13 protein-coding genes are annotated in these 13693 nt (G+C 58.2%); 7 read left to right on the top strand and 6 right to left on the bottom strand.

The features are described from left to right. Nucleotides 1-13 precede the first annotated feature (13 nt). Nucleotides 14-943 (bottom strand): ArsR/SmtB family transcription factor, encoded by a 930-nt coding sequence (locus H7B67_RS02715; protein WP_185118262.1) that lies wholly within the window; start codon nt 941-943, stop codon nt 14-16. A 211-nt stretch (nt 944-1154) separates the two neighbouring features. Between H7B67_RS02715 and H7B67_RS02710 the strand changes: the two genes are divergently transcribed. The 3 genes from H7B67_RS02710 to H7B67_RS02700 all read left to right on the top strand — a co-directional run bounded on the left by H7B67_RS02710 (nt 1155) and on the right by H7B67_RS02700 (nt 4851). Next, the gene (locus tag H7B67_RS02710) at nt 1155-2639 is read left to right on the top strand and encodes an alpha-N-arabinofuranosidase (RefSeq protein ID WP_185118261.1); all 1485 of its coding nucleotides are present in this window, start codon (nt 1155-1157) and stop codon (nt 2637-2639) included. Between the two features lie 163 nt (nt 2640-2802). Further along, nucleotides 2803-3627 (top strand): AraC family transcriptional regulator, encoded by an 825-nt coding sequence (locus H7B67_RS02705; protein WP_185118260.1) that lies wholly within the window; start codon nt 2803-2805, stop codon nt 3625-3627. Between the two features lie 168 nt (nt 3628-3795). After that, nucleotides 3796-4851: an ABC transporter substrate-binding protein gene (locus H7B67_RS02700; RefSeq protein WP_245363711.1), complete on the top strand. Its 1056-nt coding sequence runs from the start codon at nt 3796-3798 to the stop codon at nt 4849-4851. Between the two features lie 59 nt (nt 4852-4910). Here H7B67_RS02700 and H7B67_RS02695 read toward each other — a convergent pair whose 3' ends face one another. From H7B67_RS02695 to H7B67_RS02680, 4 genes are read right to left on the bottom strand one after another with little or no spacing between them, the layout of a single operon-like run. Beyond that, nucleotides 4911-5681 carry an ATP-binding cassette domain-containing protein gene (locus tag H7B67_RS02695; protein WP_185118259.1) on the bottom strand — a complete coding sequence of 257 codons (771 nt, stop codon included), beginning with the start codon at nt 5679-5681 and terminating at the stop codon, nt 4911-4913. Between the two features lie 15 nt (nt 5682-5696). Further along, nucleotides 5697-6476: an aliphatic sulfonate ABC transporter permease SsuC gene (gene ssuC, locus H7B67_RS02690; protein ID WP_185118258.1), complete on the bottom strand. Its 780-nt coding sequence runs from the start codon at nt 6474-6476 to the stop codon at nt 5697-5699. Next, nucleotides 6448-7635, bottom strand: coding sequence for an FMNH2-dependent alkanesulfonate monooxygenase (ssuD, locus tag H7B67_RS02685; RefSeq protein WP_185118257.1), 1188 nt, complete (start codon nt 7633-7635; stop codon nt 6448-6450). The genes ssuC and ssuD overlap by 29 nt, the downstream gene beginning before the upstream one ends. Before the next feature lie 24 nt (nt 7636-7659). Continuing rightward, the gene (locus H7B67_RS02680; RefSeq protein WP_245363713.1) at nt 7660-8682 is read right to left on the bottom strand and encodes a sulfonate ABC transporter substrate-binding protein; all 1023 of its coding nucleotides are present in this window, start codon (nt 8680-8682) and stop codon (nt 7660-7662) included. A 271-nt stretch (nt 8683-8953) separates the two neighbouring features. Here H7B67_RS02680 and H7B67_RS02675 point away from each other — a divergent pair, with 271 nt between their 5' ends. From H7B67_RS02675 to H7B67_RS02660, 4 genes are all read left to right on the top strand, one after another. Next, nucleotides 8954-10153: a helix-turn-helix domain-containing protein gene (locus H7B67_RS02675; protein WP_185118256.1), complete on the top strand. Its 1200-nt coding sequence runs from the start codon at nt 8954-8956 to the stop codon at nt 10151-10153. Nucleotides 10154-10475: 322 nt separating this feature from the next. Next, complete coding sequence (locus tag H7B67_RS02670; protein WP_185118255.1) at nt 10476-11507, top strand: GDP-mannose 4,6-dehydratase; 1032 nt, start codon at nt 10476-10478, stop codon at nt 11505-11507. Then, nucleotides 11504-12211, top strand: a complete 708-nt coding sequence (locus H7B67_RS02665) for a glycosyltransferase family 2 protein (RefSeq protein WP_185118254.1) — start codon at nt 11504-11506, stop codon at nt 12209-12211. The genes H7B67_RS02670 and H7B67_RS02665 overlap by 4 nt, the downstream gene beginning before the upstream one ends. A gap of 3 nt (nt 12212-12214) precedes the next feature. Then, a complete protein-coding gene (locus tag H7B67_RS02660; protein WP_185118253.1) occupies nt 12215-12532 on the top strand; it encodes a lipid-A-disaccharide synthase N-terminal domain-containing protein in 318 nt (105 codons plus the stop codon). Between the two features lie 172 nt (nt 12533-12704). Here H7B67_RS02660 and H7B67_RS02655 read toward each other — a convergent pair whose 3' ends face one another. Continuing rightward, nucleotides 12705-13577, bottom strand: coding sequence for a pentapeptide repeat-containing protein (locus H7B67_RS02655; protein WP_185118252.1), 873 nt, complete (start codon nt 13575-13577; stop codon nt 12705-12707). Nucleotides 13578-13693: the final 116 nt, after the last annotated feature.

Genomic DNA, 13693 nt, shown 5'->3' with positions numbered 1-13693 from the left:
CTTGCCGCGATGCTTACTCGGCCTGGCTTGTCTCGCTGGCCGTGTACGACAGCTTAAACTGCAGATCCTGGTGGTAGTTGCCGAAGCCCGTGCCGTAGAGGGTCAGCCCGCCGCGGTTGTTGGCATCCTCCCGGACGGATAGCTTCAGCTCCCATTGGGGCTTGCGGATCCCGACGTCCTGAATCGTATAGCCGGAAACCCGCGTTCCTTCGATAAACGTGCCGTCCGAGTTGATGCGGATATGGACGAGGATTCCGTATTGGTTCAGGTTGAGATCCCACCATTCCGGCGTGTACTTCCCCCGCGTTCCTCCGAAGTCTCCGGGACTCGTCCACTTGCCGAGATTGATCCCGTTGAAGGTGAAGTCGATGTCGGACGGCCAATGCTCATTGAACGAAGGGGCCTCGGAGGCGATCTCCATCGTGATCTCCAGTTCTTCGGGGGTCTCCGCCTCCAGTAAATAATTCGGAATCTTATAGGTAACGTAGCCTTGGGAAAACCACAGGATCTTGGCGTCCACCCGTTCGGGTTCCAGGAAGTAGCGCGGGTCGTCGAAGCCGCCTCCGATGACCTTGGTCTTGGTGGCCAGGCCGCAGGTAGGCTTGACGTCGAAGTCGACGAAATGCCCGATCGCGATGCTGGAGAGGTGGAAGCTCCGGGGGAGAACTCCCGGTCGCGGGAACACGAGCTCCATCCGGTCGGCGGTTAGCCGGCACAGCTTCTGGGCCGCGCCTTTGCCGGGAATCATCTCGACCCGGACAAGCCCGGCTCGCTCCAGCTTCTTGATATGCATCGTAATGATCGAGTTGCTCAGTCCGGTGGCGGAGGCTAGATCCTTCATGACCATCGGCTCCTGGGCGAGCAGCTCGATGATCCGAATTCTCACGCCGCTGGCCAGCGCTTCGAACAGAGGCAGGTTGCTCTCGGAGACTAACGTTTCCATAATGACCTCTTTAACGATCTTATTTTCTTCAGCATATCTTCTTGTTCCGGTCGTGGCAATATAATTCTCTTTATGACTTAATATTTCTCTAAAATATAAAATATTAAACAAAAACATGTTGACCATACAGAATAGCGGGCTTATAGTGAAGGAGAATCTGGCCTAAAGGCCAAACGATCAGAGGAGCTATCCGCCATTAAGGAGATGAACCATGCCGAACCGAATTGTGATTCATGCCGATTGGACGCTTGGCACGATCAACAAGAACATCTACGGACACTTCGCAGAGCATCTTGGACGCTGCATTTATGAAGGACTCTGGGTAGGGGAAGATTCCTCCGTCCCGAATACGCAAGGGATTCGCAACGACGTGCTCGCCGCATTGAAGAAGTTGAACATTCCCGTGCTCCGCTGGCCGGGCGGCTGCTTCGCGGACGAATACCATTGGAAGGACGGCATCGGCCCGCGCCAGAACCGCAAGCGCATGATCAACACGCATTGGGGCGGCGTCGTCGAGAACAACCATTTCGGTACCCATGAGTTTTTCCAGCTGTGCGAGTTACTCGGAAGCGAGCCTTATATCTGCGGCAATGTTGGAAGCGGTTCCGTTCAGGAGATGTCGGAATGGGTCGAGTATATGACGTTCGACGGGGAGTCGCCGATGGCCAACCTTCGTCAAGAGAATGGCCGCGAGAAGCCTTGGAAGCTCAAGTACTTCGGAGTCGGCAACGAGAACTGGGGCTGCGGCGGCAGCATGACGGCGGAATATTATGCCGACCAATATCGCCGTTACCAGACCTATGCCCGCAACTATGGGGACAACAAGCTTTATAAGATCGCCGGGGGAGCGAATTCCGACGATTACCATTGGACGGACGTTCTCATGAAGCAAGCCCACTCGATGATGGACGGCCTTAGCCTTCATTACTATACGGTTCCGGGGACGTGGGCGAACAAAGGCTCGGCGACCGACTTCGACAAGCGGGAATGGTTCGCGACGATGCGGAAGGCTAACCACATGGACGAGCTTCTGACGAGGCACGGCACGGTCATGGACCGCTACGATCCGAAGAAGCGGGTCGGCATCATCGTCGACGAGTGGGGCACCTGGTACGATGTGGAGCCGGGAACGAACCCGGGCTTCCTCTACCAGCAGAACACGATGCGCGACGCCATCGTGGCAGCGCATCACCTGCATATCTTCCAGAAGCATTGCGACCGCGTTCAGATGGCGAACCTGGCGCAGATGGTCAACGTGCTCCAGGCGGTCGTTCTGACGGAAGGCGAGAAAATGCTGCTGACGCCTACGTATCATGTCCTCGAGATGTTCAAGGTCCACCAGGACGCCGAAGCGCTCGCGTTCCACGGGACGTTCGGGGAATACTCGCTGGGCGGCGAAGAGACGCTGCCGCAGGTCAGCGTATCGGCCTCGAAGAAGGACGGCAAGGTTCACGTCAGCTTGTGCAATCTGAGTCCGGACGATTCCGCCGAGCTCGAGCTGGAGCTTCGCGGAGCGGAAGAGGCTCATACCTGCACCGGCGTTATCCTGGCTAACGACGCGATTAATGCGCACAACACGTTCGAGCAGCCGAACCTCGTAGCTCCGGCGGCTTTCGAAGGGGCGCGGATGACGGGCAACAAGCTGAAGATCTCTCTGCCTCCGGCATCGGTCGTCATGCTGACGTTGGAGCCGTAAGCGGGCAAGGAATTCGGAATAGGGATTAGCAGGAAGAGGTGCCTCCGGCGGGAATTCGGCCGCGGGCGCCTCTTCCTTATTGTTCCGATCCGAGGATGGTAGATGAGCCGGGGGCATTCCAGTACAATGAGAGGGAGAAGGGAAGAAGGAGGAGTCGTTGCCTATGCCGATCCTTTACGAGGAATTGGCCCAAGACCTCGCGTCGGTCCCGCTTGACGTGTTCGGCGTATACCGTACGGAGCTGACTCCGGGCGGCCTCTATGACGGGCACGTCATGCAGCCCACGACCAAGTGCGCGATCATCTTGAGCTTGAATGGACAAGCGGACTTCGTCTTTAACGAATCGGAGCGGTACCGGCTGGATCCGGGAAAGGTTCTGCTCGGGGGCCTGGGCAAGCAGTTGAAGATCGAGGTCGGCGACGAAGGCTTCGAATACGGCTTGGTGCATTATTTGCCGACCGGAGGGAGCGAGGACGCGATCCGCCGCTTGGCCGAAGTATCGATGCTGCAGGTGACGCCCGATCCGGAGATCGTCCAGCTGCACTCGCAGCTGCTTCAGGCCGCTTCCTCCCCGGACAGCATGAGCCTTCTGGAGAAGAAGGCGCTGTTCTATCGCTTGCTCAACAAGCTGCTTCTATCGGAACGGCTGAACCGGAACCCGGAGAGCTATACCGTGATCGACGAAGCGATCCAATATATTCAGATGCATTATATGGAGCCCCTTACCCTGCAGCGACTGGCCGAGCGATATCGGATGAAGCCGAAGTATTTCTCGTACCTCTTCCGCAAGTACGTCGGCTTGGCGCCGATCGATTATTTGATCCAATACCGGATGAACCGGGCCAACGAGCTGCTGCTGCAAGGGCGATTCCCGGTCGCCAGCGTCGCGAGAAGCGTCGGCTATTCCGATCCTTATTATTTCAGCAGGCTCTTCAAGAAGCATAAAGGGCTGCCGCCGGGCCAGGCGGGGCATGGGCCGCAGCAATAGAGCCGGCAGGAGGCGCGCTAGTTGGCGCAGCGGTTACGGCAGGTGAAATAGTCCATCCTTGCATCGGGAATCTCTCTATTCCCATCCTCCGAAGGAGATGGTAAGGTATTGAGTGATAATGAGAAACATTATCACTCAATACACAGGGGCAGAGAGAGGATGCTTGATATGGTTAAGAAGATGAAAGGGATGACCTTCCTCATAGCGTTATTATGCGGAATTATGCTGGTAAGCGCATGCTCGAACTCGAATTCGAATTCTTCCGCGTCCGGCAGTCCGTCGGCATCGCAATCGGCTTCCGAGTCGGAGCCGGCCTCGCCGTCCGCCCAGCCTGCGGCTTCCGCCAGCGAAGAGGCGGGCAAATTCCCGCGCGCGATTCAAGCGGCGAACGGCGAGATTACGATCCAAGAGGAGCCGAAGAAGATCGCGGTCGTTCACTGGGGCTACGGGGATTCGATTCTGTTGTTCAATCTCGAATCGTTGGCGCTGGCGCTTCCGTTCAGCGAAGAGACCTCGGTACTTAAGACGGACAGCTATAAGCCTTACGTCGATAAAGTGAAGGAACTGAAGACCGTCGGCGAGAATACGCAGGTGAACCTAGAGGCGCTCGTCGCTTACGATCCGGATCTGATCATCGGCGGCAACAGCGTCAATGCCGAAATCGCGGGCGAGCTGGAGAAGATAGCGCCTACCGTCCTAATCGATGAAGCGACGACGAATATTTGGGGAGACTGGCCTGCGGTCGTCACGAAGTTCGGCGAGATTCTCGGCCAGGAAGAGGTCGCGTCCGATTACATCTCGGAATTCCGCGGCAAGGTGGAAGAGGCTAAGGCGAAGCTTGCCGATCTCGGCGGCAATGTAGCCTTCCTGCAAGTAAGAGAGAAAGAAGCTTGGCTGCAAGGCACGAATTACCTGCAGCCCTATTACGAAGGCGGCCTTAATCTGACCCCGCCGGATTCTGCCGACATCAAGGAAGGAGCCCAGCTCAGCCTGGAAGGTCTCGCGGAGCTGAACCCGGATTATTTGTTCCTGGGCTACTTCAATTATGGAGATAAATCCGTCCCCGCCCTGACCGACGAATGGGAGAAGAGCGAGGTCTGGAAGAAGCTGAAGGCCGTTCAGGACGGCCGCGTCTACGGCATCAACGGCGAGCTGGCTCTCGGCTACGGTCCGATCGGCAACTCGTACGGGGTGCAGGCGATCGTGGACTCGCTCGGCCAATAAATCGGAATAAAGGAAGAACCCGCCGTCTCCGTTCGGAGAAGCGGGTTTTTTTGCGAGTCTTATATGGAATAAGACAGCTTCTTGCCGCGAGGGGCTTCCGAGGAATCCCGTTCGAGAATCCGATCGAGAATCAGCTTCTCGAAGTGGACGAACCCGCCGTCCCTCTCGCGAGGACGGTCGAGGGTGATGTTCACGTCCAGCGAGATGCGTCCGCTCTCGATCAGGATGACCCGATCCGCCAGCGCGACCGCTTCGCTCACGTCGTGAGTGACGAGCACGGCGGTGAAGCCCTGCTCCAGCCACAGGCGCTCGATTAGCTGCTGCATCTCTATGCGAGTCAGGGCATCGAGAGCGCCGAGCGGTTCGTCCAGCAGCAGCAGCCGAGGCTGGCCGGCGAGCGCGCGGGCCAGCGCGACCCGCTGCCGTTGGCCGCCGGAGAGGACGCCCGGCCACTCGTTCGCCTTGTCGGCGAGACCTACCTGGGAGAGCGCGTCCAGAGCCCGTTCGCGGCTTCTCGTACGAAGTCCGACTTGCACGTTATCGACGGCCTTCCTCCAAGGCAGCAGTCTCGCGTCCTGGAACAGCATTCGGGTGTCGGCGTGGTGGCCGCCGATCGTTTCGCCGTCAAGCGTCAGTTCCCCGTCGCTCGGGGGTTCCAGCCCCGCGATCAAGCGCAGCAGCGTGCTCTTGCCGCAGCCGCTTCGTCCGACGATGGCGACGAATTGACCGGCGGGGATGGTCAAATCGATGCCGCGCAGCACTTCCTGCTCTCCAAAGCGTTTAATTGCCGATTGAATGTGGAGCCGGGCTCCGAGACGATGTGTGCTCATGGACGTCACCTCTTATTAAGACTTGGTGTAATTCGGATTCCAGCGCAAGAGCCGTCGCTCCATCAGCTTGGCCGCGGAGTCGGACAGCTTGCCCAGAATCGCGTACAGGATGATGGCGAACACGACGATATCCAGCCTCATGAATTCCCGGGCGTTCATGGCCATATAGCCGATCCCGGAATTGGCCGAGATCGTCTCCGCGACGATCAGGGTAAGCCACATGAAGCCAAGCGCATAACGGAGCCCGACGAGAACGGAGGAGAGGGCTCCCGGAAGAATCACCTCGCGGTAGAAGGCAAACCCCTTGAGCTCGTAGACCTTGGCCATCTCGATCAGTCCGGGGTCGATGGAACGGATGCCATGCACCGTGTTCATGTAGATCGGGAAGAATACGCCCAGAGCCACGAGGAAAATCTTGGCCGTCTCATCGATTCCGAACCAGAGAATGACAAGCGGGATCAAGGCGAGATGGGGGACGTTGCGGATCATCTGGAGAGAGCTGTCGAGGTACCGGTTGGCGATCGGGAACAGCCCGTTGACAACCCCGAGAACGAACCCTATCCCGCCTCCGATTACGAGACCGATGAACGCTCTCTTCGCGCTGTCGTAAATATATTGGAAAATCTCCCCCGACTTCGCAAGCGAAATGCCGGCCTCCGCTACTTGGAGCGGAGTCGGCAAGGTTCGGGTCGAGATATATCCGTACTGGCCCAGCAGCTGCCAAACCGCCACGGCCAGAACGGGAAGATAATATGGGGTGTATCGATTAACGGCCAGCTTGCGGAACGGCTTCATGGGCGACTCCTCCAGACTGCGGACGGGATCGTTTGTCCGGGCGTTTATTGTAGGCGACCAACTCTCCGACGGCCTCGATCGCCGAGGCCGGGGAAGGCTGCTCGCGGGCGGCAAGGGGCAGCAGCGGGAACAGCAGCTCGGCAGCCGTATAGGCTTCCTCGAGGTGCGGATAACCGGAGAGAACGAACGTTTCGATGCCAAGCTCTCGGTATTCCTTGATGCGGGCGGACACCGATTCGGCGTTTCCCACGAGAGCGGTGCCCGCGCCGCCGCGAACGAGGCCGATGCCGGCCCATAGGTTCGGGGCTATGACGAGCGAGGATCGGTCTCCCTTATGCAGGTCGGCCATGCGCTTCTGGCCGACCGAGTCGTAGCGGGACAGAATTCGCTGCGCTTCCGCGATCGATTCTTCGTCGACATATCGGATGAGCCGGTCGGCTGCCGCCCAAGCTTCTTCCTCGGTCTCCCGAACGATGACGTGCAGGCGGATGCCGAACTTGACCTTGCGGCCGCGGGCTTCGGCGAGCGAGCGCACCACCTGAATCTTCTTCGCCACCTCCTCCGGCGGCTCTCCCCACGTCAGATAGCAGTCGACGTGATCCGCGGCAATATTCAATGCGGCCGGCGAGGAGCCTCCGAAGTAGACGGGAGGATAGGGCTTCTGGATCGGAGGGAAGAACAGCTCGCTCTCTTCGGCGCGCAGGTGCTTGCCCGAGAAGCTGACCTTCTCGCCTTGCATGAGCTTGCGCCAAACGTCCATGAATTCGTCGGTCTGCTCGTAACGCTCGGAGTGATTCAAGAAGATCCCGTCCCCTGCCAGCTCGTGCGGATCGCCGCCCGTGACGACGTTGACCAGAAGCCTCCCTCCGGACAAGCGATCGAAGGTGGAAGCCATTCGCGCCGCGGCGGACGGTGACATGAGGCCCGGCCGGACGGCGACAAGGAACTTGAGACTCTCGGTCGCGGAGATCAGCGAGGATGCGGCAATCCAGGCATCCTCGCAGGCCTTGCCCGTAGGGACGAGTACGCCGTGGTAGCCTAAGCTATCCGCCGCTTGCGCGATTTGCCGGATATAGTTGTAATCGACGGCGCGGGCGCCCTCGGAGCTTCCGAGATAACGGCCGTCCCCGTGCAAGGGAATGAACCAGAAGATTTCCATTGGATGTCCTCCTTCCTCCTAACCTTATTCGACGATAGCTTCGCGAATATCGATCTTGTCGGGAATCAGCTTAAGATCGTAGAAAACGTCGGCGATCTTCTGCTGCGCTTCGGCGATGTCGTCCGTGATCGGCTCAACGCCGAAGCTCCGATGCGAGAGCGCCTGTTCCAAGGAAGGCACGTCGAGTCCGAGCGCCGGCGCGAGCAGGTCGGCCAATTCCGACTGGTTATCCTTCGCCCAGGCATCGGATTGCTGCAATTGCTCCAGCAGAACGTCAAGCGCGGCTTTGTCGTTCTCGTAGAACTTGCGGGTGGACAAATAGAATTCATAATTGCTGACGAGACCTTCGCCGTCCGAGAGAACGCGGGCCTTGGTGGCGAGCTGCGCGGCGGAGTAGAACGGCTCCCAGATGACCCAGGCGTCGACGCTGCCGCTCTCGAACGCGGCTCTCGCGTCCGCCGGAGGGAGGAAGACGACTTCGATGTCGGAGTACTTCAGCCCTTCGCGCTCGAGGTATTTGACGAGGAGGTAATGAACGTTCGAGCCTTTGTTGAGAGCGACCTTCTTGCCCTTCAGATCGGCGCCGGTCTTGATCGGGGAATTCTCGGGAACGAGAATCGCTTCCGCCTTCGGGCTCGCGGGGGAATGCCCGAGATAGACGAGCGGCGTGCCTGCCGCCTGAGCGAAGATCGGAGGCGCTTCGCCGACGTTGCCGAAGTCGATGCTGCCGACGTTGACGGCTTCCAGAAGCTGCGGTCCTCCGGGGAACTCGGTCCATTCGACCTTGTAGCCGATCTCGGCGAGCTTCTCTTCCAAGCCGCCTCTAACCTTGAGAATATTGATGGAAGCATACTTCTGATAACCGATTCGGATCTTTTTGTCTAATTCCGCATTGCCGCTCGCGGGAGCTTCGGCGCTCTTGTCGGCCGAGCCGGCCGTCTCGTTCGAATCGTTCGCCCCGCAAGCCGACAGAAGCGTCAGCGCCAGGATAAGGGCGAAAGTCGTCACTCCGCCTAAGAACGTGCGTTTTTTTGTCCCCATTCTCATTTTTTGCACAACCCTTCTTGATCGCGTGATCTTCTTCATTGACTCAATTCCAACTAAACAACTTTGATTAATATGTATGAAAATAACATTGCCCCCTTGCAGTGTCAATAAGATGAGGAGGAATGAGGAATATCGAGCGGGAATGAGGAAAATCCGGTTTGTCCGAGCCGCGTAGGCATTGAAATCACAGGGGGGATCGCTTATGATCAAATTAACTGATAAATCTCATCAAAATAGTTTGAATTAAGATTGGAAAAGGGAGCGTGCGATCATGGCTAACGAAAGATTCAATCTGCTCAGCCTTCAGGAAGCGATGGATATTTTGGGCGTTAGCCGGGCAACGATCGACCGTTGGCGCAAGGATAAGCAGCTCCCGCATATTAAGGTAGGCAAGGAGATCTGGATCGACAAAGAGAAGCTGGAAGCTTGGGTTTATCTGCATTCCAGACAGCATCAGCCGGCGGAGAGGCCGAAGGAAAGGCCGGGGCGAGAGGTGACGGTCGGCTATCAGAGCGGGGCGGCCTTGCTGTGGAGCACGCTGATCATCAAACGGCTGGGCCTGTTCGAGGAAGAGTTGAAACGGACGAGTCCATCGGGCTCTTACCGCGTCACTTGGGCGAATGCCCCGAACGGAATGGAACTGGTGGAGAGCTTGATCGGGGGACGGGTCCAGATCGCCTCGATCGGGGATTATCCGATGATCGCGAGTCATTCGCTCAGTCGGGTGCTGCCGAGGTTCCGGCCGTTATTCTTGGCGTTCGACGGCAAGACGAGCAACGGAGGAGGGCTCGCTCTGGTCGTTCCGAAGGGAAGCAACCTTCGGTATGCGGACGAGTTAACCGACCGGGCGATCTCGACGGTCGGTCATTCGAGCGCTTCGCACCGGCTGAGGCAGTGGATGAGCGCGAACGGGCTCGTATCCGATCCCGTGGTTCATCGGACCATGAGCGAATGTCTCGACGGCATCGTGAAAGGGAACGTAGGGGCGAGCTTCATGTGGGAGCCTTATCTAAGCTGGGCGAGGTCCATCGGGGCGGGCGTTCCGTTCCCCTCGGAGGGGTTCGGAGGGGATTATTTAACCGGAATCATGGCGGATGGGAATTGGGCCGCTGGCCACGAAGACGTCATCATTTCCTATCTTAAGGCTCATCTGCGGGCTCATGCCTTCATGAGAAGCAACCCGGATAAGGCTTCCGTCATCATCGCCGAGGAGAGCGGGTATCCCGTTCAAGTCGTCGCGGGCGTCATTCCAAGCATTCGATGGGATGCTTCCCTCTATGAGCGGGATGTTCATACGCTTCGCCGGTTAAACGAAACCCACGCGGGCTTGATCCCCGCCGCCGAGGATAGGGGGCAGCCCGGGTTCGGCCCCGGACAGCCCTATCTTCAATACGCGGCGGAAGGCTTAAAGCTGCCCGGTCTCTCCGATGCTCCCCTCATCGGCGAATGGTCGGACGAGGAGTATTATTGAACAGAATAGTCCAACAAGCGAAGCCGTCTTCCGACCGGGGAAGACGGCTGTTTCGTTACTTATAAGACAAATCGGATGAATGTGTATAATAATAGAAAAAATACTTTGATGAATTTAATAAAAATATGACGAATCGTTTAAATATCTAGAAATAATCGATTTACAACTTAGATTATTTGAACTAATATGTAGGTTGTCGGTGGACATAGGACGGAAAGAGCAGCATAAAGTTACAGATAGAGAGAAGAGATTAAGGGCATTTGGGCCGTGGGCAATGCCTTATTTTTCATTGCGATTTTATAGGCGGAAGGGGGATGCACTCATGTCTACTTATCTGGTGACAGGCGGGGCGGGCTTTATCGGGTCGCACCTCGGAGAGAGCCTCATGGCGAGCGGGCACCGCGTCATCTGTCTCGACAGCTTCTCCGATTCCTACGACTATCGCGTCAAAATGCGCAACGTCCAGCAGGATTCCTGTCGGGACAGCGTTGCGGCCATTACGGGCAAGAAAGAGGCCCTGGCCGAGCTGAGCCGCTGTTTGGAGAGCGAACGGTATCGGCTGGAGACGGTCGATATTCGGGATCGGGCGGCGTTGGAGCGCATTTTCCAATCGGAACCGATCGACGCGGTCGTTCACCTGGCGGCATTGCCCGGCGTACGGGCCTCCATCGAGCAGCCGCTATTGTTCGACGACGTCAATGTAAGGGGCACGCTCCTTCTGCTGGAGACGATGAAGAAATACGGCGTCCGCAAGTGGGTATGCGCGTCCTCGTCATCGGTCTACGGGAATAATAAGCGAATACCCTTCTCGGAGAACGATTCGGTGGACTCTCCTATCTCGCTGTATGCCGCCACGAAAAAAAGCTGCGAGCTTATGGGATACACTTACCACCATCTATACGGGATAGACGGAATGATGTTGCGTTTTTTTACGGTGTACGGGGAACGGCAGCGGCCGGATCTTGCGATCCATAAGTTCGCCAAGCTCATCGATCAAGGGAGCGAGGTTCCGTTCTACGGAGACGGCTCGACCAAGAGAGACTATACCTATATCGGGGATATCGTCGGCGGAATCCGCGGAGCGCTCGAATATGCGGAGAACAACGAGTCGGTCTACGAGGTGCTTAACCTGGGCAACAGCCGGATGGTCTCGCTCGGCGAGATGGTGGAATGCTTGGAGAAGGAGCTCGGCAAGAAGGCGATTCTTCGGAAGCTGCCCGCTCAGCCGGGAGACATGACGATGACCTTCGCCGACATCGGCAAGGCCAGGCGATTGATCGGATACGAGCCTCGAACGAGCTTCGAGGATGGAATACGGAATTTCGCACGGTGGCATGGAGGGAGAACATCATGAAGGAAGTGTCGGTAGTCGTTCCGATCTATAACGAGCGCGACGACTTGATGAGGCTTTATTTTGCGATTACGGGGGCGCTCGATCCGCATGTCGGGGAATACGAGATCATATTGGTCAACGACGGCAGCACGGATGGCAGCGGTCCCCAGCTCGATAAGCTCGCGGAGAGCGACGCGAAGATTCGGGTCATCCACTTCGAGCAAAACTGCGGGCAGACGGCGGCGATCTCCGCGGGCTTGAAGGCAGCCGAAGGCCGTTATGTCGCGCTGATGGACGGAGACCTGCAGACGTTCCCGGAAGACATCGTCAAGCTTCTTCCTTATATGGAGCAGTATGATTTCGCGAACGGAACCCGGGTCGACCGCAAGGACACGCTGGTCAAAAAGGTCTCGTCCAAAGTGGGCAACGGGGTGCGCAACAAGATTACCGGGGATCGGATCCAGGACACCGGGTGCCCGATGAAGCTCTTCAAACGGGAAGTGGCCCAGAGCTTCAATCTGTACGAAGGCTTCCACCGGTTCCTGCCGACCTTGGCGAGAATGAACGGCTTCAGCGTCGTCGAGGTTCCGGTCGGCCACCGCGAGAGAACGGCAGGCACCTCGAAGTACGGGGTTCTTAACCGGGCGTTCGTCGGGCTGATGGACGCGATCGTCATCGGATGGCTTCGCAAGCGAACGATAAACTACCAGATCAGGGGCGAGTAAACGATGGCCGGTCACGCGCGGGAATGGTTCTGGGTCGGCTTCGGCTTGATCGGGCAGCTTATGTTCACCGGACGTTTCGTCGTCCAGTGGATCGCCAGCGAGAAAGCGAAGCAGAGCATCGTGACGAAGTCCTTCTGGGTATTCGGCATTCTGGGCAGCTCGATTCTGTCCGTCTATGCCATCTACCGGAGGGACCCTGTGTACATTCTGGGGCAGGTTCCCGGGGTCTTTATCTATGCCCGCAACCTGATCCTGATGAGGAACACGGACAAGGCGAAGGCCGCGCAGGGTTCGAAGGGAAGGCTTCAAGGTAAAGGATAAGCCAAATAGGCAAAAGGCTGTCTCGCTTCAGGTCCATCCAAGGCCGGCGAGGGAGCCTTTTTGTCGATTTGGCATTTGCATCTCTTCTGCGCGTGTTCGCTGTCGTTCCGAGCTTGTCATCCTCTTGACGGTGCCTCTCCGCATCTTCCGGCGACGTCGTCTGCCGATAGAGTTAGCTCTGCCAATGGTCGGGGCGCGACAGCCTTGCCGGAATGCGGGTCGTCTGGTCGCCCTTGGCGGCATTCAGCTGCGATTGGGAGACGAAGAGGGCGTCCGTCAGATCGGCGCCGCGCAGGTCCGTGTCGCGCAGATCGGCTCCGATCAAGTCGGCGGACCTCAGATCGGCCTCGCGCAGGTCGGCGGCGATCAGGTAAGCGCCTCTCAGGTTCGCGCAGCGCAGATCGGCTTCCCGGAGCTTGGCCCCGATCAGGTCGGCGCCTCGCCCGGCCTTCTTGGGCGTGCGAAGCGGGCCCTTGAATCGCTTGCGCGCCTCTTGGCGAACAAGCTCGCTGACCTGGTGCAGCAGCGGGTTCACGGCCGCCCGCTGGGCGGATACGGACAGTTGAAGCAGCTTGTCCGGGTTCAGCCTGGTAAGCTCGTCCGTGTCCCGGAGCGCCTGCAGGAGCTCATGGCGAATCGGCTCGGCAGGCTCGCGGGATAACGCGTCGGTCAGGAACCAGAGGAGCTCGTGGAGCTGCCACATGATCGGGAATACCTCGAACATTCGGGCGGAGGCGTCGGGGGCTTCCTTCCAGCCGCGTCCTTCGAAGGTGAGCTGCGACACCTTCTGGCCGGCGCCGAAGCAGTCGTAGACCGTGCAGCCGCGGTAGCCGCTCGGCCTTAGCTTGCTATGGATGCCGCAGCGATAATCGTCGCGCAGCTCCGGGCAAGGCTGCCCGGCCGCCTTGTCCTTGGCGAAGTCGCTCGATGCGGCGAAAGGCAGCGCCGCGCAGCATAAGCCGAAGCAGCTCTCGCAGTCGGCTCGCAGATGGCTTAAGGGGATGATCTCCCTATCGTTGGCCTCTGCGGAGGGAATGTCAGGCATTGGAATTCCTCTTTCTTCTTCGTGGTGGGAGGCTTCTTCGCTCTAAGAGCCTCCGATCGTAAGTCGAGTATAACAGATCGGAGGCGGGGTGTAGATGAGAATTGCTTCATAGGCAA

Source organism: Cohnella thailandensis (assembly GCF_014212135.1).
In the GTDB taxonomy this organism is placed as follows: Bacteria; Bacillota; Bacilli; order Paenibacillales; family Paenibacillaceae; genus Cohnella; species Cohnella thailandensis.
This window is presented reverse-complemented; position numbering and strand designations above follow the sequence as displayed.